This window comes from Flavobacteriales bacterium, assembly GCA_025210295.1.
Lineage (GTDB): Bacteria > Bacteroidota > Bacteroidia > Flavobacteriales_D > Parvicellaceae > S010-51.
The window spans coordinates 494,074-516,946 of sequence record JAOASC010000016.1 but is presented as its reverse complement, the minus strand read 5'-3'; the positions used below and the strand labels follow the sequence as shown (position 1 = coordinate 516,946).

At 33.7% G+C, this 22,873-nt stretch carries 14 protein-coding genes; 9 read left to right on the top strand and 5 right to left on the bottom strand.

Features of this window, described 5'->3' with window-relative positions; all coding sequences use genetic code 11:
* Nucleotides 1-11 precede the first annotated feature (11 nt).
* Nucleotides 12-845: a 3-deoxy-8-phosphooctulonate synthase gene (kdsA, locus tag N4A35_04830; GenBank protein MCT4580723.1), complete on the top strand. Its 834-nt coding sequence runs from the start codon at nt 12-14 to the stop codon at nt 843-845.
* A gap of 71 nt (nt 846-916) precedes the next feature.
* Nucleotides 917-2,242 carry a PIF1 family DEAD/DEAH box helicase gene (locus N4A35_04825; GenBank protein MCT4580722.1) on the top strand — a complete coding sequence of 442 codons (1,326 nt, stop codon included), beginning with the start codon at nt 917-919 and terminating at the stop codon, nt 2,240-2,242.
* Here the strand turns inward: N4A35_04825 and N4A35_04820 are convergent.
* The gene (locus N4A35_04820; protein MCT4580721.1) at nt 2,239-3,459 is read right to left on the bottom strand and encodes a DUF1015 domain-containing protein; all 1,221 of its coding nucleotides are present in this window, start codon (nt 3,457-3,459) and stop codon (nt 2,239-2,241) included. The genes N4A35_04825 and N4A35_04820 overlap by 4 nt on opposite strands.
* Nucleotides 3,460-3,687: 228 nt before the next feature.
* Between N4A35_04820 and N4A35_04815 the strand changes: the two genes are divergently transcribed.
* The 4 genes from N4A35_04815 to N4A35_04800 all read left to right on the top strand — a co-directional run bounded on the left by N4A35_04815 (nt 3,688) and on the right by N4A35_04800 (nt 12,230).
* The gene (locus N4A35_04815; GenBank protein ID MCT4580720.1) at nt 3,688-10,116 is read left to right on the top strand and encodes a hypothetical protein; all 6,429 of its coding nucleotides are present in this window, start codon (nt 3,688-3,690) and stop codon (nt 10,114-10,116) included.
* Between the two features lie 121 nt (nt 10,117-10,237).
* The gene (locus tag N4A35_04810) at nt 10,238-10,834 is read left to right on the top strand and encodes a TetR/AcrR family transcriptional regulator (GenBank protein ID MCT4580719.1); all 597 of its coding nucleotides are present in this window, start codon (nt 10,238-10,240) and stop codon (nt 10,832-10,834) included.
* A 42-nt stretch (nt 10,835-10,876) separates the two neighbouring features.
* Complete coding sequence (locus N4A35_04805; protein ID MCT4580718.1) at nt 10,877-11,386, top strand: DUF4442 domain-containing protein; 510 nt, start codon at nt 10,877-10,879, stop codon at nt 11,384-11,386.
* A complete protein-coding gene (locus N4A35_04800; protein ID MCT4580717.1) occupies nt 11,379-12,230 on the top strand; it encodes an alpha/beta hydrolase in 852 nt (283 codons plus the stop codon). Before N4A35_04805 ends, N4A35_04800 begins: the two co-directional genes overlap by 8 nt.
* Before the next feature lie 64 nt (nt 12,231-12,294).
* Here N4A35_04800 and N4A35_04795 read toward each other — a convergent pair whose 3' ends face one another.
* Both N4A35_04795 and N4A35_04790 read right to left on the bottom strand, forming a co-directional pair.
* The gene (locus N4A35_04795) at nt 12,295-12,711 is read right to left on the bottom strand and encodes a TerB family tellurite resistance protein (protein ID MCT4580716.1); all 417 of its coding nucleotides are present in this window, start codon (nt 12,709-12,711) and stop codon (nt 12,295-12,297) included.
* A gap of 65 nt (nt 12,712-12,776) precedes the next feature.
* Nucleotides 12,777-13,583 carry a choice-of-anchor J domain-containing protein gene (locus tag N4A35_04790; protein MCT4580715.1) on the bottom strand — a complete coding sequence of 269 codons (807 nt, stop codon included), beginning with the start codon at nt 13,581-13,583 and terminating at the stop codon, nt 12,777-12,779.
* A 150-nt stretch (nt 13,584-13,733) separates the two neighbouring features.
* Here N4A35_04790 and N4A35_04785 point away from each other — a divergent pair, with 150 nt between their 5' ends.
* Together N4A35_04785 and N4A35_04780 are read left to right on the top strand one after the other, a co-directional pair.
* Complete coding sequence (locus N4A35_04785; GenBank protein ID MCT4580714.1) at nt 13,734-14,375, top strand: hypothetical protein; 642 nt, start codon at nt 13,734-13,736, stop codon at nt 14,373-14,375.
* Nucleotides 14,376-14,387: 12 nt separating this feature from the next.
* Nucleotides 14,388-14,939: a WcaF family extracellular polysaccharide biosynthesis acetyltransferase gene (locus N4A35_04780; protein MCT4580713.1), complete on the top strand. Its 552-nt coding sequence runs from the start codon at nt 14,388-14,390 to the stop codon at nt 14,937-14,939.
* On the opposite strand, the gene N4A35_04775 is transcribed toward N4A35_04780, so the two are convergent.
* Both N4A35_04775 and N4A35_04770 read right to left on the bottom strand, forming a co-directional pair.
* Nucleotides 14,936-15,790 carry a type IX secretion system membrane protein PorP/SprF gene (locus tag N4A35_04775; protein ID MCT4580712.1) on the bottom strand — a complete coding sequence of 285 codons (855 nt, stop codon included), beginning with the start codon at nt 15,788-15,790 and terminating at the stop codon, nt 14,936-14,938. The genes N4A35_04780 and N4A35_04775 overlap by 4 nt on opposite strands.
* A 68-nt stretch (nt 15,791-15,858) precedes the next feature.
* Nucleotides 15,859-16,755 carry a hypothetical protein gene (locus N4A35_04770; protein ID MCT4580711.1) on the bottom strand — a complete coding sequence of 299 codons (897 nt, stop codon included), beginning with the start codon at nt 16,753-16,755 and terminating at the stop codon, nt 15,859-15,861.
* 106 nt (nt 16,756-16,861) lie between these two features.
* On the opposite strand from N4A35_04770, the gene N4A35_04765 reads away from it, so the two are divergent.
* Complete coding sequence (locus N4A35_04765; protein ID MCT4580710.1) at nt 16,862-22,867, top strand: PKD domain-containing protein; 6,006 nt, start codon at nt 16,862-16,864, stop codon at nt 22,865-22,867.
* Nucleotides 22,868-22,873 lie beyond the last annotated feature (6 nt).

The window sequence follows — 22,873 nt, the reverse complement described above, 5'->3', positions numbered from 1 at the left end:
CTTTTATAAAAATGAGTAAAAAGAAATTTGAATTAGGAGAGGTAACATTTGGAGCGGATGAATTGTTTTTAATAACAGGGCCTTGCGTTATTGAAGATGAGGCAACAATGTTACGTACTGCAGAAAAAATTAAAGAGGTAACAACAAAGTTAAATATCCCAACAGTCTATAAATCTTCTTTTATGAAAGATAATAGAAGTTCTGTTGATTATTATGTTGGGCCAGGAACAGAAGAGGGATTAAGAATTTTAGAAAAAGTAAAAAAAGAGTTTGGCTTTTCTTTAGTTACTGATGTGCATTTTCCAGGACATGTAGACCAAGTTGCTGATGTCGTAGATGTTATTCAGATTCCTGCGTATTTAGCAATGCAAACTTCTTTGCTGGTGGCAGCAGGAAACACGGGGAAAATTGTTAATCTAAAACATCCACAGTTTTTAGCGCCAGAAAACATGGGAAAACCTGCTGCTAAGGTAGCATCGACAGGTAATGATAAAATTTTGTTGACTGAAAGAGGGTACGCATTTGGTTACAATGATTTAATCGTTGATCCAAGAAGTTTCTTTGAAATGAGACAAACAGGTTATCCAGTAATTTTTGATGTAACACATTCAATTAGAAAGTATGGTATTCCGAGTGCTGATCCAAATGGAGGAGCGAAGCAGTATTTAGATACTTTAGCTAGAGCAGGGGTTGCTTCAGGAGTTGACGGATTGTTTGTTGAAACACACCCTTGTCCAAATGAGGCATTGTGTGATGCTGCAAGTCAGTTAGATATGAATAATTTAGAGGAATTTTTAAAGCCTCTTCTAGAGATTCACGCAACCGAGGTGAAATACAGAAAATAGTTGTTAAAACCATATTGATAAAAAAAAGGGAAATTACTGTTTCCCTTTTTTTATGAGAAAGTAAGTAGGCTATGACGCAAGAACATGCACTTTCAATATTAAAAACAGGTACGAATGTTTTTTTAACGGGGTCAGCTGGTACCGGGAAAACCTACGTGCTTAATCAGTATATACAGTATTTAAAAGATAGAAAAGTTCCTGTGGCTATAACAGCTTCTACAGGAATAGCTTCTACACATATTGGAGGAGTTACAATTCATTCTTGGGCTGGAATAGGAGTAAAAGAGTCGCTGACTGGTAGAGAACTAGCAGGGATGAAGACTAAAAAATATTTAAAAGATAAAATTGCAAAAGCCAAAGTACTGATCATTGATGAGATATCAATGTTACATAAAAAACAGTTAGATTTAGTTGATTTAGTACTTCAGTCTTTTAAAGATAATATAGAGTCTTTTGGAGACTTACAGGTGGTGTTTTGTGGAGACTTTTTTCAGTTGCCTCCTGTTGGAGTTCAGCAAGAAAAGAGTAGAGATAAATTTGCTTTTATGTCAAAAGCCTGGGTAGATGCTGGAGTTTCAGTATGTTATTTAACCAAACAATACCGTCAAAGCGATCATGAGTTAAATGATTTGTTAAATGAAATACGTACAAATACAATTTCTCAGCAGACAATAGATTTATTAAAGTCAGCGAATACTCCTTTGAAACTTGAACCAACTAAATTATACACGCACAACGCAGATGTAGATCGAATTAATCAAGAGTTTTTAGAGAAATTGCCTGGTAAAAAACGGTATTTTAAAGCAACAACAACTGGCGATAAACAGCTAGTTGAAGTTTTGAAAAAAACGGTGTTAGCCGGTAATGAATTGCAATTGAAAATAGGAGCAAAAGTAATGTTCGTTAAAAATAACTACGACAAAGGATATATTAATGGAACATTAGGAGAGGTTATTGAATATAGTGGAGTAGGATTACCTGTGGTGAAATTAACTAGCGGCGATAAAATTACAGTAACACCAGAAAAATGGTCGATTGACGATGATAGTGGGAAATCATTGGCGTCATTTAACCAAATTCCTTTGCGATTAGCTTGGGCAATAACAGTTCATAAATCACAAGGGATGACCTTGGAAGCGGCTGAAATTGATTTAACTAAAACATTTGAATCTGGACAAGGTTATGTAGCGTTATCAAGATTAAAGTCTTTAAATAAACTATACCTAAGAGGCTTTAATCAAAAAGCTTTAACTGTAGATACTTTAGCCTTAAAAGCAGATAAACGGTTTAAGGAATTGTCACAACTAGCAGAGGATGTCATTGACTTGGATAAGAATGAGATGAAAGCCAAAGACTTTATTAGAGCTTGTGGAGGAAGAGTTTTAAAGAAACTTTAAAACTCATAAATAGTTAATCCACTTCTTAGTTTGGGTTCAATCCAAGTGCTTTTGGGAGGCATAATATTGTTGGTATCCGCAATTAACTTCAATTGATCAATAGATACAGGGTGAAGTGCAAATGAAACATCAGCAATGTTGTTGTTGACAATTTCTTCAAGAGCAGTTAAACCTTTAGTACCTTCAATAAAATGAGCTCGGGTGTCGTTTTTTAAATCGGTCACCCCCAGTATTTTTGAGAGTATGGTGTCTGATAAAATTTGAGGGTCGAGACTACCCACTGGTGAGTTGCTATCAATAAAATTGGACTTTGTGTTTAGACGGTACCATTGATGGTCTAAATACATGGTGAATTCATGAAGTTGTGTAGGCTTTAAGGGAGAATTTGAGGTTTCAGTTATCGTAAAGTAATGGTTCACTTCTTCAAGAAAATCAACTTTTGTCAATCCATTTAAGCCAGATATTGCTCGATTAAAATCATAAATTCTTAACTTACTTTCAGCAATAAAATAGGAGAGGAAGTATTGAGCACTTTCTAAGTGTTTATTTTCAGTAGCATATAAAGCGGAGGAAGCCGTTCTGTGGTGTCCATCAGCAATGTATACTTTAGGAATGTGATTAAAAATCGTTTGTATTTTTTGGATTTCAGCAGTTTCAGCTATAATCCATAGATCATGTTTAATGTGATCTGTTGTTGTGAATTCATATTCAGATCGAGTGTTAATGTATTGATCAATGATTTGGTTGATTTCAGGCTCGTCTTTATAGGTTAATAAAACAGGCTCAGCATTAAATTTACAGACATCAATATATTTACAGAAAGTTTTTTCACGTTCAGTTAGTGTATGTTCATGAACTTTTATTTGTCCATTAATATAATTTTCAACTGCTACACCAGCAATAATTCCAATGTAAGTATTGGTTGGTGTGATTTGACGATAAATATAGAAAGCTTCAGTGTCTTCAGTTTGAAGAATGTTAGATAATTTAAAATCGTCATATTTATTCTTCACCTTTTCAAAGCGTTCTCTAGTATTGGGTTTTGTTCTATCGTCAGCCTTAAATTCTGGATTAATTACATGTAAAAAAGTATAAGGATTCCCTTCAAGTTTAGCAGTTAAAATATGCTTTTTGTAATTATAAAAAGGCCTTGAAGCGACTAAATTAGCTTTGTCCCTTGGTGGTCTAACAGCTTTAAAAGGTTTAATATTTATCATGTGTTTTTAGTAGGTTTAGAACCTAAAAATAAGGGATTATTTTGAGAAAATAGTGCCATTATGGGAAAATGTAGAAAACCCTCGTTATTTTATCGTTAAAATGGTTTTTTTGGAATAAAAAACTGGGTGATTTGTTTATTTTAAACTTATATTTGTTTTTGACTACTCCAAGATAAAAAAACGACTACCCCAGAGTGTTTTTTATTGATATAATTTGAATATAAATATATGCAAAGGTGTAGTCTTTTTTTGTTAATGCTATTTAGCATTTCTTTTGTCTTTTCTCAAAACAGGTATTGGGTAACTTCTGCTCCATCAAATTGGAGTAGCAACAGTTGGTCATCTTCAGCAACTGGTTTACCAGATGGTTTAGGTGCTCCCACAGGTGCGCAAACGGCAGTGTTTACAACTAATTTTACTGGAGATTGTAATGTTGATATTGCGGTAAATATCAATAATATAAGAGTACTTTCAGGTTATGTAGGAGTAATTGATATTAACGGAAATACATTTAACCTAAATGGAAATAGTACTTCACGTTTTCAAGACGGAACCATTAACGATTCTCCAGGTACTTCAGCACTTAATATAAATACTACTGGTACAGTAGAATTTCTAGGGTCAACGATCAATTCAAGAATCACAGGAACCGCTAATGCTATTCAATTTAATGGAGGAGTATTTAATGGTTTAATTGATGTGGAAACAACTTCAGGAGGTTCTAGTGGAGGTACCGGAGGGTGTACATTCAATGCTGATGTAAAGTTAACGAATTCAGGAACTGGATATATGATGATGGGAAATGGTAGCCCAGATATTTTCAATGGTAATTTAGAATTAGTGAATACAAGTACAAGTAGGTTTAGAATGGCCTATAATAGTGTTGGAAACCAATTGAATGGAAACTTAACTGTAAGTAATACAGGAGGAGGGATTTGGTTTGGAGAAAATGGAGGGACGACAACTTTAGCAACTTCTCAAGTGATTGCAGTAGGAGTAGGAGGTTTTACTTCTGGAGAGTTCAGGTTGCAGAACTTTGTGCAAAGCGGCACTACTATTCAAAGTTTATCTTTATCAGGGACGGCTATTTTGAGGTTTAGAACTGGAACAGTATTTAACGGGAATGTTGATTTTGATGCTCCTAGAATTTATTTGGATGGAGCAACTTTTAATGGAGTTGTAGATATTGAAAAGACTGGAGCAACCAATGATGCAGGAAATGGAGGGAATACGTTTAGCAATGCTTGTACCTTTAGAAATAGTGGTACAGGTTATTTTATGATTGGAAACACCAACCCAGATGTTTTTAATAGTGATCTTACATTGTATAACACAAGCTCAAGCGGGGTCTATGTAGGAAATAATTCTATAGGAAACACTATAGCAGGTGATTTTACCTTGCATAATTCTCCTACTGGAAGCGCATCATCATACATTGCTAACGGAACTTCTTCTTCTGTGGCTATCACAGGAAATGTGTCTATTTATAATAATGGAAATTCTACAGCACAAAATGTTTATTTAGGAAATAACGGAGATGTCACAGTTGGGGGGAATATTACTATTGAAAATGTGATGACTGGAACTTCGAATTCAGCTCAAGTGCTGTTAGGTAATGGTACCAATTCAACGGTGGATATTACGGGAAATGTACTTGTTCAAAATGGAGGTACGGGTGCTACCTCTGTAATTTATTTAGGGAATAACGGAGATATTACTTTTAATGGAACACTAACAATTGAGAATCATGCTACAGCAAATTCTTCCCAAGTGTACTGTAATCATGATAATAATGGAACGAATATATACAATGATAACATTATTGTTAGTTCAAATAATGCGATTAATGATGGTGTTTATTTCGGGAACTCTGAAGGAGTAGGAACGCTAGCAGCTGGAGCAACAATAACTGTTGGAGGATCAGGGTTTTTAGGAAGATATTTATACCTTAGAAACTTTACCCAAGTAGGAGCTACGAATCAAAACTTAACATTAACAGGTGATGCTCGATTAGAGTTATTCAACTCTGACTGGGGAGGAAACTTAAACTTTTCTTCACCTACTTTTTATACCAGAGGAACTCGATATAGAAATAGTGTGATTTTCACAAAAACAGGCGCAACTGGAGATTATTCTAATGGTGGTAATCAATTTGATGTTGACTTAGAAATGAACAATTCAGGCTCAGGGACATTTTCTTTAGGTAATACAAATCCAGATACATTCGGAAATGATGTAACAATTAATAATACAGGTTCAGGTAGAGCTTACATTGCTTACAATTCACCAGGAAATACAATTGCTAGAGATTTAACCATCACTAACTCAGCTACAGGAGCATATAGTAATGTACAAGTCAATGTAGGAACGAACTCTACATTAACTGTTGGAGGTAACTGTATGGTCAACAATACTTCTTCATCTACAACAAGTGAAATCTATATTAGTAATGGGGGAACATTAATGTCTGTAGCAGGAGATTTAACATTGAATAATTTTGCTACAGGAACAACTGCAAGAATATATGTAGCTGATGATAATGCTTTTAATTTAGGTGGTGATTTAAACATTTTAAACACTGGAACAATGACCAATGGTTATGTGTATATTAGTGATAATTCGACAGCAAATGTCACAATTACAGGTACAACAGATGTTCAAAATACAGGAGCTGGTGATAACCGTTATGTTTATTTAGGTAGCCAAGGTGATGTTACTTTTAATGGAGACTTAGCTATTGAAAATGCTAGCTCGGCAGTCAATTCTAGAGTTTATTGTAACAATAGTGCAACAAGTAACAACAGTTATAACGGAAACATCACTTTAGAAAGCACAAACAGTAATGTAGATGGAATCTATTTTGGATACAGTACTGGAACAGGAGTATTGGCTGCAACAAGAACAGTAACTATTGGAAGTGGAGGATTCGTAGCAGGAGAGCTTAGGTTTAGAAACTTTACGCAAACGGGAAATACAGCGCATACAATAGCACTAACTGGTACATCAACATTTTATAATTATGATTCAGATTGGGGAGGAGATGTTGCTTTTACAGCACCTAGAATGTACACCAGAGGAACAAGATATAGAAGAACAGCTAACTTGACCAAAAATGGAGCAAACAACGATTATTCAGATGGTGGCAATGCATTTGATGCAGATTACACCATGAATAACAGCGGAACAGGTTATTTCTTAATAGGAGCAAATGTTCCAGATATTTATCAAGGAAATGTAACTTTAAATAATTCTGGAACCAGTCATATATACATAGGACATACATCAACAGGAAATACTATAGCTGGAAATTTAACAGCTACTAACGCTGCATCAGGAACCAATTCGGGAAGTATTTATGTATGTTCAGGAAGTAATTCAGAGATTTCAATCGCTGGTAATGTAACATTAACCAATAATGGATCTGCTAATAACAATAGAATTTACTTAGGGAATGGAGGAAAAATTAGTGCAGTAGGAGGGAATTTAATAGCAATGAATAATACTACTGGAAATAGAGGTGAAATTTATTTAGCTTCTTCAGATACCTTAAATTTAGCGGGCGATTTAACCATGAGTAATGTGGGAACATCAAATGATTTATACATTTATTTAGCCAATTCTTCTACATCGTATGCTGCTATAGGAGGAAATACACAGGTAACAAATGCAGGGACTGGTAACCTTTCTCGTATTTATTTGAGTAATCAAGGAGATGCTGTTTTTAATGGTTCTTTAACAATTTCGAATAGTTCTTCAGCTAATAATTCTAGAGTTTATGCTAATCATAGCGCATCAAGTAATAATCTGTACAATGAAAATATAATTGTAGAGTCTTATCATGCTAATTCTGATGGAATCGCTTTTGGAGAAGGAAATGGAACAGGAACCTTGGCAGCAACAAAAACGGTAACAATTGGAGCAAATGGATATACTGCTGGAGAGTTAAGGTTTAGAAACTTTACACAAATAGGAGCTACAGCACAAACAATTAATATGGCCCCTGCAGGAACAGGGTATTTTTATAATTATGATTCAGACTGGGGAGGAGATGTTAATTTTTCTGGACCTAGAATGATCACAAGAGGAACAATATATAGAGGAACAGCTTATTTGGAAAAAACAAACGCCTCTCACGATGGAAGTGCTGGAGGGAATACTTTTACTGGAAATACGGAACTAAGAAATACAGGAACAGGATATTTTTTAATGGGGAATGGAGCAGCAGATGTATTTCAAGCAGATTTAACAATGAATAATTTAAGTGCTCATCACATGTACTTGGCTTATAACAGTTCTGGAAATACTGTTGCGGGTAATTTAGTTGCTAACAACTCATCAACAGGAAGTGGTACAGGTAATATGTATTTCAGTAATAACAGTGCTTCAACATTAAACATTTCGGGTAATGTAACTTTGAATAATCTTTCTGCTGCTAATAATAGTTATGTATACTTAGGTGATCAAGGAGATGTCTCTATTCAAGGGAATTTAGATATTACGAACAATTCTACCAGTAACAATGTTGGAGAGTTTAGAGTAGCAAGTAGCTCTTCTTCAACAGTTGATATTGTAGGAAATGTTTCTGTAATTAATAATGGAATCTCAAACTATAACCGTATTTATTTCTATAATTCAGGAAACGGAACAGTAGACGGAACAGTAAATATTAATAATACCAATACTGCATCAAGAGGTTATGTATATATTGCAAATGGATCTAGCAGCTCAGCTACATTTAACTCTACAGTAGATATGATCAATGGTGGAGCAAATTCTAATAAACAAATCTATGTCGCTAACCAAGGTGATATTGTTTTTGCAGATGATATCTCTCTAACAAATACCGCAACAGCTTCTAGTTCAGCATGCTATTTTAATCATGGATCTAATAGTAGCAATAGCTATAATGGGAATATTGTAATAGAATCTTATGGAGCCAATTGCGATGGAATTCGATTTGGTGAAGGAGGAGGGGCAGGAACACTAGCCAATACAAAAACAGTATCATTAGGAACTAATGGGTTTACAGATGGACACCTTTATTTTAGAAACTTTACGCAATTAGGAAATACGCCACAGGCAATTACAACAACAAATAATAGCCGTTTCGAAAATAGAACTTCAACGTGGAATGGAAATGTAACTTTTATTTCACCACGAGTACATACCAGACAAACAACTTATAATGGAATAACTTTCTTAGAAAAAACTGGTGGTTCGAATGATGCATCTTATGGAGGTAATATTTACAATGATGATGTGACTTTTAGAAATTCTGGAACTGGGTATTTTATGCCAACCAATAATAATGCAAGTGACCACAATGGAGATGTAACTTATGTGAAAACTTCAACTGGATTAGTTTATCCAACATATTCTTCAACAAGTACTTATGCAGGTGATATTAATATTAGTGCTAATTCAACAATCAATTTTGGAGCCAATACTGGTCGTGTAGAAATGGACGGAACTACACCTCAAAGTATTAATGATGTCAGTTCATCTCCAGAGCCAAACTTTAGAAGACTAAGAACAAATAACACGGTAAATGAGATTACATTAAACATTCCTATTAATGTACAAACTGAATTGGATTTAGTTGCTGGAAACATTATTTCTAATGCCACTAATTTTATTACAATGAGAGACAATGCCACCGTTGCGAATGTATCTGATAATGCATTTGTAGATGGTCCATTGCAAAAAAGAGGAAATGATCTATTCGAATTCCCAGTTGGTAAGAATGGAACATATAGACCAATCCAAATTTCAGCGCCATCGAGTTCATCAGCTCAATTTATGGCCGAATTTTTCCCTACTGACCCACATTTGAGTGGATGGAGCCATTCGTTAAAAGATGTGACTTTAGATCATATTTCTAACTGTGAATATTGGATTTTAGATCGAACTAATACTACCAATGCAGTAAATGTAAGGTTGTATTATGATTCGTATGGAACATCTAGTTGTAGTGGAGTTGACAATCAGCCAGAGTTGGCTGTAGCTAGATGGGATGGTGCAATGTGGAAAGACCATGGAAATGGTGGTTGGGGAGGTACAACAGCAGACGGATGGGTTGAAACATCTGGAGTTGTAACATCTTTTAGTCCTTTTACGTTAGCCTCAACAACTACCAATAACCCACTCCCAATAGAGTTGACCTATTTTGAAGCAGTTGAAAATGGAACCAAAGTAGATTTGTCTTGGGAAACAGCTTCTGAAATAGATAATGACTACTTTACAATAGAAAGAAGTCAAGATGGGATTTATTTTGAAGCCATTGAAAAGGTTTTAGGTGCTGGAAATAGTACGCAGTCGATTACCTATAGTACTGTTGATGAAGATCCTTATTCTGGAGTTTCATACTATAGACTTAAGCAAACTGATTTTAATGGAGCGTATACCTATAGTGATATCCAAGTTGTTCATTTTTCTAAATCTAACGAAATAGTAATTTACCCTAACCCAGTTAAAGATGTTTTAACGATTAATGGTCTTCAGTTTGATGATGTGATTTCAATATATGGCATTGATGGTAAAATTGTATATACTGGAAATGCAACAACTGTGAACACAGAAAGCTATAGTCATGGTGTTTACCAATTAGTTATTTTGCACAATAATGGAACAAAAGAAGTGATCAAGTTCGTTAAATGATAAGCTTTTGTTTTATATAGTTTGTATAAGAATAAAGCCATTTCGTATGATTTGGCTTTCTTTTTGTATAAAAATATACCAATTGGTATATTAATTTTATATCTTTGTAAAAAATAAGTAATTGGCGTCTAAATCAGAAATAACAGCAAATTATATAGTTAGAACAGTAGCTCCTATATTCAATAAAAAAGGTTATGTGGGAACAAGTTTATCTGACTTAACTTCTGCAACGGGATTAACTAAGGGGGCGATATACGGAAACTTTAAAAATAAGGAAGAACTATCATTAGAAGCTTTTAATCATAATATTCGATTTGTTCTAGGAATGATTCGAGAGCGAATGGATGCTGAAACTACTTCAATAGGTAAATTAAAAGCATTAAATAACTTCTATAGAGATTACACTAAAGAGACGATTCATCTGGGTGGGTGCCCAATTTTAAATGTTGGTATTGATGCCAACCATCTCCATCCATTATTGCTGACCAGGGTAGATTATGTAATTCAAAAGTTAGAAGAGAGTATTGCTGAGGTAATTCAAAATGGAATAGCTAAACAAGAAATAAAGCAAGAGATTGAACCCATTAAGTATGCCCGTTTGTTTTTCTCAAAATTAGAGGGGGCTATTTTTATGGCAGTAATCAGAAAAAACGAGGCTTATTTAAAAGAAATGACAGATCATATAGATTATACAATTGATAAAGAATTAAAGGTATAATATTTTTTTACTCAAAATTATACCGTTTGGTATATTTTACAGATGACAGTATTAAAAACAAATAAAAAAGAAGGGTTAAAGAATAAGATAAGCCGTTTGATTTTCAATCATATACCTCCGTATAGAGGAACGGGAGGAAAGGTGGTATTTATCTCTGATGATTGGAGAGAAGTACAGGTAAAGTTACCGCTAACATGGAGGACTAAAAATATTGTAGGCTCAGTTTTTGGAGGGAGTATTTATGCCTCTATTGATCCTATTTATATGGCACAATTGATGAAGATATTAGGAGAGAATTATGTAGTATGGGATAAGTCAGCTGAAATTCAATTTAAGAAGCCCATAAAAAAAACAGTATATACACGGTTTTTAATAACAGATGATCTAATCAATAAACTTAAAAGAGAAGTTGTAGAAAATGGAGAATATAGCATTGATCTACCTGTGGTCTTTGAGGATTTACAAGGAACCGTATATGCTAATATAACCAAGCAAATTTACGTAGCCTCCAAAACATTTTATAAACAAAAACAAGCTAAACGAAATGAGTAGTCAAGTAAAATTAATACAGAATTATTTTAAAATTACTTCAGCAATTGCACCTAAACTTGCTGCAAAACATGGAGTAAAGGTTTTTAGTAAAGTTCGGTTGAAAAAAATAAAATCAAAAGAAGTAGAATTTTTTACTTTATCCAAGGCGTTTAAAGTACCATTTAAAAACCATAAGCCATTGCAATGTTATGAATTGGGAAATCCAGAGGGAAAGTTAATCTTTTTAATTCACGGATGGGATTCTAATATCGGTAGCTTAACACTTTTTGCTAAAGGGTTGATGGAAACGAACGCTTATCGAATTATTGGAATTAGTCTTCCAGCTCACGGATACCATGACGAGAAAAGAACCAATATGGTTGAGAGTGGTGAAGCATTTAAAACAGTTTTAGCGTATATTAACCCTCAAGAAAGATTTGATGTCGTAGCACATTCCTTTGGTTCAGGAGTGACAACCATGGGACTTGCTACTTCAGGTTATAAAGCCGATAAAGTGGTATTCTTAACAGCTCCTAATAAGGTTAAAAATATTTTTGATGAATTTAAAAACTTTGTCAAAATGGGAGACCGAGCCTATCATAATATGTTAGAGATCGCTAAAAATAAAATTATTCATGAACCTATTGAAGAGTATACAATAGCCAAGAAATTAAAAAAAGCTGATTATAAGAGTCTATTAATTATTCACGATGAATACGATAAGATTTTACCCTATTCTAATTCTGAAGAAATCGTTGAAATGCATCCAGAAATAAAATTGCATAAAATGCAAAAAATAGGACATTATAGAATGCTTTGGAATCCAGAAGTAGTAAGTGTTACAAAAGAATTTCTAAAAGGATAATAGTAAAAAAAATGGGCGATAATCTAGATAGATCATCGCCCATTTTTTTTAAGTTAAGTATTTTTTATGCTATAGCTTCAGCAATTGATTCAACATCTTCACCAGCGGCTAATAACTCTATTGCTTTTTTTACATCAACATCATCTAGTGAGTTAAACCCTAAACGAACAGCCAATAATTCCAATAAGCTATACTCGTGTTGGTCAATACTACCATCTGCTTTCATCATCTTAATTAATTGAACCATTTGTTCTAAACGTTCAACTTTACTTACAGGAGGTATCACAGCAAATTGAGATGGATTTTCCTTAATAGCATTGATTTGCTCTTCATTCAAGCCAATGTTCTTACCAATTCGGTTTAATAATTTAGTTTCTTCCTCAGTGACAACGCCATCAGCATTAGCAATTAAAACTAAGTTTTTAAAGTGACCTTTATCTTGTGTTCTTTCTCCGCTTTCAAATATTTGAGCTATAGACATGTTTATTAATTTATAGTTTTTGCAAAAGTAAAAAGTAATTTGAAATGTATTGACTTTAACTCAATTTATTTAATGATTAGTTTTTGAACAGTACCACCTACATTTATTAAGTATAGACCATTAGGTAGATCAATATCAATGCTTTTGTTGTTGAGTATTAACGTTTGAATAAGTTGACCGCTCAAATCAGTAATCGTAATAGGTTGTCCCATTTCAATGTTTTCAAAAGTGATTCTGTCAGTTGCTGGGTTGGGATAAAACTGAAATAGAGTTGATATTGTTTCATCAATAGATACAGGATCATTAATTACAATAGAAATGTTATCTAACGCTAAGACATATTGATCAGTGGCATAATGCCTAAAGGCAAAATGAATGGTTTGATTATTTAATGAGAACTCATCTAAATTAACAGTATAACGAGTCCAGTAGGGAGAGATAGCGATAGAATCATATAATAAAGGACTGTTGCTAAAATCACTAAGTGCAGTACCTTCAGTAGAATATAATACTTGAAAACCATCAGGATGAGAGGCATCAATAGATCTTAAATCAAAAGAAATAAAGTTTCCATAATTACCAAGTGTTATTGCAGGAGAAATCAAATAATCATCAGCTTCTCCAGAAGTTTCAAACCATGAAGTAGCCACCAATATAGAGTCTCCTATTCCTGTAGAATCATAATCCTCAACAAGATTCCAGGCATTTGTCATAAAATTAACACTATTATCATTGTATGGAACTAATTGATCGTTGTCGATTAATTGCCATCCAGTTGGGATTCCATTATTAAAATCCGCATTTAAAATAGTAACTTGAGCATATTGCGTTAATGCAAAAAGTGAAGTAACAAAAAATAATATTTTCTTCATTTTATAATTTTAATCTCCAACAAATGTAATGATAATACTAATGTTTAGAGGGTATTATACGTTAAAAGCTTAAAATTATTGTTATTTGATACATTTTGTATTCATATTCTTTTGAAAAAGGGAGAAATAAGCCTTAGTTTTGTTACTTCCATGAAGTGGTTAATATTTATATTAAGTCTTTTACTATTAAGTGTTGCAGCTTGTAAAAAAGAACAACCGATAGACAATCAGTTAGCTGAAACAGAGCTTCCACCTGTTTATGCAGGCGAGGAGGATACTTCTATGTTTAGTTATACTTTTCCTAATCCCGTTGCAATAACCGTAAATTATGATTCGATGAATTTATACGGAAATGGAATATCAACGTTGGATTTTGACTTTGATGGTGTGACAGATTTAACAATTGCAATGGATATTTTAAATCAAGATAGTTTACATCTGCTAAACGGGCTAACTCCTAATCCACAGCCTAACTGCATTATAGAGGGAGGTGCAAATATAGCGATAGCTATGACAAGTGAAACGCTCCAAATTAATGGGAACCTATCAACTGTATACTGGTGTGATACTATTCAACAAGGACAAAAAATAGGAGCGCATTTAGAATGGAGTGAGGTGAACACTCAATTGAGTATGTGGAAAGAAACAGGAAGTGGCGTAGCTGGTTGCTGGATAGATGCTGATGGAATAAATTATATTGGGTTCAAGTTTAACGAAAAGTATGGTTGGTTAGCCATTGATGTGACAGACTCCTATAACCCATTGTTGATTAAGTTTGCAATACAACGTTAAATAAAAGAAAGGATGGAACAAACAGATTTATCCAAATTCAACAACAGTTGGTACCAACCAGGTGGGAAAATAAAACGCTTATTGTGGTTTTTGGTCAATGTTTGGGTCTTTCAAAATCGATTAAACGGATGGAGTGGGAGCAAGGTCTTTTTTTTAAAGCTTTTTGGAGCTAAAGTGGGAAAAAACGTTGTTATTAAACCCAATGTTAACATCAAATATCCATGGTTATTAACCATTGGAGAAAACTCTTGGATTGGAGAACAAGTATGGATCGATAATCTAGCTCCAACTGTCATTGGTGCTAATGTGTGTGTGTCACAAGGAGCCATGTTGTTGTGTGGAAACCATGATTATAAAAAAGTTGCGTTTGACCTTATTGTAGGTGAAATTACTTTGGAGGATGGTGTTTGGATAGGTGCCCATGCCGTTGTTGGGCCTAATGTAACATGTTATTCCCATGCCGTTTTATCTGTTAAATCTGTAGCTTCTTCCGATTTACAGGCCTATACCATTTATCAAGGTATTCCTGCCAAAGCAGTAAGAAAACGAGTAATAACTGACTAATTAAAGAAAGGAAAGTTAACTGTTGAAGAGGCTTTAGCTTTTCTTTGATATAAGAGTTGCAGATTGTGTGTATTGTTATACATAGCAATACTCAATTTTGATATCGTCATCTTATAAGCATAATTAATAGAAAAGCCATTAACAAAATTCCATCCCCCTCCCATCAAAAAGGTGTCATTGTTTCTATAGCCCAAATTTAATCCCAATTGTTTTCGATTTAAGGCTAAATTAACTTGAGCAAAATGATAAGCACCTTCATAGTTCAAGTATAAAAATGATGGTTTTATAATGATGCCTCCAAGTTCAGGAATAGTTAGTTTTGTTCCAGCTTGAATGCTTAATAAATTATTTTGATAATAATCTATAGATCGTTTGGAGATAGGAATGTTAGCTTGAGAAGCTCCAATATAAAAGTATTGATTTTCGTATGCGATACCATACTTTGTAGAAAGTTGAGTGGAGGTGATATAGTTATAATTTGAATTGGAATAAACAGGAAAGCTATTTTGGGTGAGTCCAATCCCTAATCTTAATTGATGATTTTTAGCTAATTGAATGCGCCCTCCATATTGTATGGAAGAGGTGTGAGTATTCTCGTGTTCAAATAATGTATAATTCGTATTGAAGTGGAATAAGCTAAAACCACTCAATCCTTTATTGTAATTGATACTGGCCATTTGAGAATTAGAATATTCTTGGAGATTTAAAAAGATAGAATATTCAGTTTTTCCACCTGAAAAAGCGGGGTTTATTACAGCTATATTGGTCAAATTATTAAAAGTGGAAAGCGTTTTAAATTGACCAATGACCTGAAGTGAGATAAAAAATAGGGGGATAATAACAAATTTCATAGTTTTCATATTTTCTTGTTCTAGTTATATGTAGAACAAAAGACCCCCTCTAAAAGTTACACCTGTTACTATTTTATTTTTATTAACTGTTTACCGTTCCAACGGTAAACCTCAGTTTTATGAATAATATTCATAACATATTCATCGTTTTCGTCAACCACGTAATCATCATTTTCGATTACAGGATCAGCGATCTCTATTTGTTTAATAATTAATTGATCTAGAGGAATTTTAAATGACTGCGAATTTTTAAATTCGGTTAACTCTCCAGTGTCATAATTAATTATTTTTCCCTCATAATCGAAATGAAGAACTTTAATTGTTCCATTACCAAATTTTACTGGTAGATAAGTTGTTTCATACTCCCAACCAATTTCCCCTGTTGAAATATCAGAAAGAAGTAGTTGAATAGTACCGTCTTCTGTAACAATTATATAATCATTTTGAGTCAAACCAGGACATGATTCTCGGTACGTTTGAAAACGAATCATTTTTTTTACTCCTTTTAGCCCAGATTGATAGGGTAACTCCAAAAATCGATAACCATGATTCATATTGGTAATAGTTGTAGAATCAATAATTTGACCAGTTTTATAGTCTACTACACTTAAAATAAATGTATTGTCACTTCCATCCCAAGTTTGAGGTGAAACAGTTAAAATTTTACCGTCATTCAATGAATATTGTTTTATATAGGCATCTTTACGTTTGATATATCCATAGGCAAGTGTTGTTTCATCTATATGATATTTAACAACTAACCATTCTTTACTTTCTTCAATTACGTTTACGTTATTACTATTAATTCTTTCTTTTGTCCGATAGGTCTCATTAGGAGATGAGTATATATTGGAATGATAACGGCCTTGTACAGGGAAACTAGAGGATACTTTTTGAAAAGTAGTGTTAGTTTGAGCAAATGATACTTGTGTGTATAAAAGTGAAAATAATAACAGGTATTTCATAGCTTAAAAATAATAAAATAATACGTTTAATAATTTTTGTTTTTTTTATTATTGAGATTAATGTGAAAATAATTTAGATTATTATCTTTAGATAATAACGTTTTTTATGAAAACAAGAATAATTCTTTGTTTTGTATTGGTATTGTCTTTTTTTAAAGTTGCAGCTTTAGATTATTATTGGGTTAATGGGAGTGGGAGCTGGAGCGATATCAATCACTGGGCAACAACTTCAGGAGGAAATATTATCCAAACAGTAGTGCCTTCTCCTAACGATAATGTAATTTTTGATGCAAATAGTGGTTTTACTATAGGGAATAATACCGTTACAGTTAATGTGTCAGCAACATGCAAAGACATCACTTTTGTAGGAGCTTTAAACACACCAACAATAACCGAATCTAATACTAACTTTTTAGAAGTATATGGATCATGGACAATGCAAGCCAATATGGTATATGACCTTGCAAAAACTGTTTTTAAATCCACAAATACAGGAGAAACAATTACTTCTAATGGAGTAGAGGTGTTGAATAATGTTGAGTTTAGCAGCGCTGGAGAATGGACGTTTCAAGATGATTTTGATGCTCGAATGCTATCTTTTACTGAAGGGAGTTTAATAACTAATAATCAGACCCTAACATTATCACGCTTTTGGTCTGCAGGAAACTTGACTCGAAACTTAACATTAGGAAGCTCATTAATTATAATAGAGGGAACTAGTTCAGGATGGTCTTATGATGGAACGAACCATATTTTAAATGCAGGAACAAGTACCATTGATTTTATAAATCAATTAAGTACAAGTTTTAAAGATTTTGAAGGGAATAATAACCAACAATACTATAGAGTATTATTTAGTAACCCTAACCCCGGAGAAGCAGAAGTAGAAGGTCCATTTCAAGTTGAAAAAATGGTGTTTATGAGTTCGGGAGAATTAAAAGGAAATAATAGTTTTGATACACTTATTTTTTCGGCAGGAAATAATTATGTCTTGCAAGCCAATAATACCCAAACAGTTGTAGCCCACTTTTCTGCTTCAGCTCCACCATGTCAAGGGTTGATTAATATAGAGTCAACAATTGCAGGTAATCAGGCAAACCTTAGTATTCAAGGGACAGCAGCTCTAGACAATTTATCAGTAAAAGATATTCAAGCATTAGGAAATGTACCTTTAATAGCCAACAGTTCTTTTGATATAGGGAATAATACCAACATCACATTTCCTCCAGCTACAGGAACCACGTTGTATTGGGTAGGAGGAACAGGTAACTGGAATGATAATACACATTGGTCAACTGTTAATGATGGAATATACCCAGCATCTAGTGGTGGTTGTGTTCCAACTCCTTTAGATGATGTTGTATTTAACAATAATAGTGGTTTTACAGCTAATAACACTGTTACGCTAGATGCGATAACTCAATATTGTAGAGATATTACCTTTGTAGGAGCATTAAATACTCCAACAATAACTGGAGCAAATACCAATTATTTAGATGTCTATGGATCGTGGACAATGCAAGCGAATATGGTATATGATATTTCAAAAACTATTTTTAAATCAACAAATACAGGAGAAACAATTACTTCAAATGGGGTAGAAGTGTTGAAAGATTTTGAGTTTAGTAGTTCTGGAGAATGGACGTTTCAAGATGATTTTGATGCACGAATATTAACTTTTATTGAGGGGAATTTAGTAACGAACAATCAAACCCTAACCTTAATGCAGTTTAGATCAAGTGGGGCATTAAATAGAGATTTAATATTGGGAGGTTCGTCTGTTGTTATTGAAGGATCAAATTCAGGATGGCAATATCAAGGAGCTAACTCAACTTTGAATGCAGGTACAAGTACAATCGATTTTATTAATACACTAAACAACAGCTTTAATGATTTTAGAGGAGATAATAATCATCAATATTATCGTATTCTTTTTTCAGATCCTAATCCTGGAATTGCAGAAGTTGATGGCCCTTTTCAGGTTGAAAAGATGATGTTTATGAGCTCGGGTAAAATAGCTGACAATAATACCTTTGATACATTAATTTTTTCAGCAGGCTGTAACTATGTACTGCAAGCCAACAATACCCAAACAGTTGTCGCTCATTTCTCTGCTTCAGCTCCTCCTTGTCAGGGGCTAATTAATGTAGAGTCAACTAATGCAGGAAATCAAGCAATACTCAATATCAGTGGAAGCACTTCATTAGATAACTTATCAATAAAAGATATACAAGCCACAGGGAATATTCCTTTGTTGGCCAATAGTTCCTTTGATATAGGGAATAATACCAATATTACATTTCCACCAGCTACAGGAACGACCTTGTATTGGGTAGGAGGAACAGGAAATTGGAACGACAATACACACTGGTCAACAGTAAACAATGGAGTGTACCCCGCTTCAAATGGAGGTTGTGTTCCTACGCCATTAGACAATGTAGTTTTTAACAATAATAGTGGTTTTACTATAGGGAATAATGTGGTAACCTTAGACGGAATAACACAATATTGTCGTGATATTACATTTATCGGAGCATTAAATACACCAACAATTATTAGCGCAAACACTAATTTTTTAGATGTCTATGGATCATGGACCATGCAAGCTGATATGATTTATGATATTTCTAAAACTAGATTTAAATCAATAAACACCGGAGAACTCATTACTTCAAATGGTGTTGAGGTATTAAAAGATTTTGAGTTTAGTAGTTCTGGAGAGTGGACGTTTCAAGATGCATTTGATTGTAGGATATTAATGTTTTTGGAAGGGAATTTATATACCAATAACCAAGATATTACATTGTTTCAGTTTAGGTCGTATGGAAGTTTGAATAGAAACTTAGTGCTTGGGAGTTCTGCTATTGATATTGAAGCTTATTACTCTGGGTGGGAGTATTATGGGAATAATTCACTATTAAATGCTGGGACAAGTATTATAGACTTTATTAACCCGCTTCACAATAGTTTTAGAGATTTTAAAGGAGATAATCAACACCAATACTATCATGTCTTGTTTTCCGATCCAACTCCTGCCGAAGCTGAGGTTGAAGGTCCATTTTTAGCTGAAAAAATGGTGTTTATGACTTCAGGAGAATTAAGAGGGGATAATGTTTTTGATACATTATTATTTACAGCTGGTAATAACTATACTTTACAAGCCAATAAAACACAGACAATAAACAATAAGTTTTATTTTAGTGGAAATCCATGTTATATTCTATTTATTCGTTCATCCTCAACAACTACAAGAGCCAATATTGATATTTTAGGCGGAAGTGTTAGAGTAGATTATGTCAATTTTAGAGGATTGGATGCAACAGGTTCTTATACAGTTGTTGATGTAGAGTTAAATAGTATTGATGCTGGAAATAATGTAGGTTTTACTTTTGCTCCCAACACCAATAATGGAATGATAGGGTTAGGAACTGATGTAGAGGTATCATGCCCATTTCCAAGTATAGGACATACAATATATACCAATGATTTCTTTTCAACTCCAAACACAACATTTCTTTGGAATGATGGTTCAACTAATGATACATTATTTGTTACAGATTATGGGGTTTATAGCATTACTGTTGATTATGGACAAAATTGTATTGTACAGGATTCTATCAATGTTTTCGCAGACTCTGCAAGTAGACCAGTACTTACAACAAATATTGATGGAGATTCAGTAGTTTGTGATCTCGATTCAATATTATATACCATTCAAGGGAGTTCAGATATAGACTATTTTATATGGTCCTATGCTGGTTTTAGTGATTCTATAGGAAGTCATGATTCTTTATTTTTCTCGCCAGATTCATCTGGAGTTTTGAGCGTTGTAGGAAAAAATATTTGCGGTTATTCTTTAGCTGAAGAACTTAATATTGTGGTTGGAGAGAGCCCTGTTCTTCCCAATTCAAACTGGCAGCTTTGTGAGGGGGATACCTTATCAATAACACTTGCAAATCACCAACTTATTCAAAGTAATACTCTAAATATACTCAATAATGATTTGGTAGGAATAGCCGAAGGAACAGCTAATATTTATATTATTGATACTATTACAGGATGTATGAGTGATTCTTCTGTCCAAAATGTAATGGTTAATGAAGTACCTGTGATACCATCAATTTCTCCCAATACATTATGTGAAGAAGCTTCTATAAATTTGCCAATAGTAGATTCTACTTCATGGCTGGTCACGAATAGTAATATCGCTAACATAGTTAATACCGATTTATTGGGCGTAAATCAAGGAACGACTTTAATAAGTTTGACAGACACAGTATCAGGATGCGTAAGCCAAGAACAACAAATCATAATTTTACCAAAACCAAGTGCAACAGCAACAATAAGCAATGAAATATGTTTGTCAGACTCTATATCCCTTGTAGGAAATGGAGTGATAGCCACACCATCAACGATAAGTAATGTACTTTGGTCTACAGATGCCAATTTAATAGATACTGTTAATCAAACTGCGCATATCTTTGATAGTACAGGGAATTATACCGTTCATTTTATTGTTAATGGCTCTAATGGATGTATAGATACGGCAAGTAATAATATCGTTGTTCATGGAATGCCACAAGCATTATTTAATGATTCAATTTATTGTCTATACCAAGGGACAGTTTTTGAAAACCATTCATTCATTGCTGCACCAGATTTGATAACAGATTACCATTGGAATTTTGGAGATGGAACTAATAGTAGTCAAGTTTCAGAAGAACACTATTACTCAAGTACAGGTGATTATCAAGTGTCGTTAGTGGTGACTTCTAATCATAATTGTACAGATTCAATGACTAAACAATTATCAATAGTAGCATCTCCTGAAGTAGCATTTTCGTTAAACGATATTTGTCAAAATGATTCTTTATTGGTCGTTGACAGTATAGTTGTAGATCCCCCTAATTCTATAGAAGAAATTCACTGGGATTTTGGAGACGGTACAGTAGTTAATTTAAACACGACCAATACAGAATTAGCTCATAGTTATCAAAATTCAGGAAATTATTCTGTAACATTAATAGGCATGTCGAGCAATGGTTGTACAGATACAATGGTTACAACATTAAATGTGGCTCCAACACCAGAAGTAAACTTTTTAGCCAATCATAGTTGTATCAATGAACAAGAGATGTTGTTTGAGAATTTAACAACTATTCAAGGAAATGGGAATGTATCTTATTTATGGCAGTTTAACGATGGAACAGGAGGAAGTTCATCCATTGATAATCCTTTATACAATTATGTCAGTGAAGGCGAATATGTTGTAGAATTATCAGCTATATCAACCGAAGGGTGTACTGATAGTAGCACACAGATGATTTCTATCTTTCCAAAGCCACAAGCTCTTTTTTCAGAAGATGAGACAGCCGGATGTCCAGGAGTTTGTGTTACTTTTAAAAGCGAATCTTATGATTCAATTGGCATTACTAACCTTTATTGGGATTTTGGAAATGGAGTAGAGCATACAACTAATGCTTTTAATGGACATTGTTTCGAAAATTCAGGAACATATGATGTGGTATTAGTAGCAGAAAATGCACAAGGGTGTTTCGATACTTTGAATAAAACGTCATTGATTCATGTATTACCTAAACCAATAGCAAATTTTGATATAACCCCTGAAGAAACAACAATAAACAATGCTTTGATAACCTTTTCTAACAATAGTACAGGTGCTATAAATTGGGTGTGGAATTTTGACAACGGTGATATTGATAGCCTAAATTACAGTCCTGAATACCTATACTCAGATATAGGAACTTATGAAGTAGAATTGATTGTCTTTGATTCTGTTGGATGTTCAGATACGCTATCTAAAGAACTAATTATTGAACCAATCAATAATATTTTCATTCCAAGTGCATTTTCCCCAAACAATGATGGTGAGAATGATGTGCTTTACATAAGAGGTTATGTAGAGGCTATTTCTTTTAATGTTTTTGACCGATGGGGTAAAGAAGTGTTCTCTTCAACGAATCAAAATCATGGTTGGGATGGTATGATCAATGGACAGAAAGCTATAGAAGGCGTTTATTATTGGTTTTTAACAGTATCAGTTGATAACGAAATTAGAAGTTATAAAGGAGATGTGTCTCTATTTCGATAAATGGTG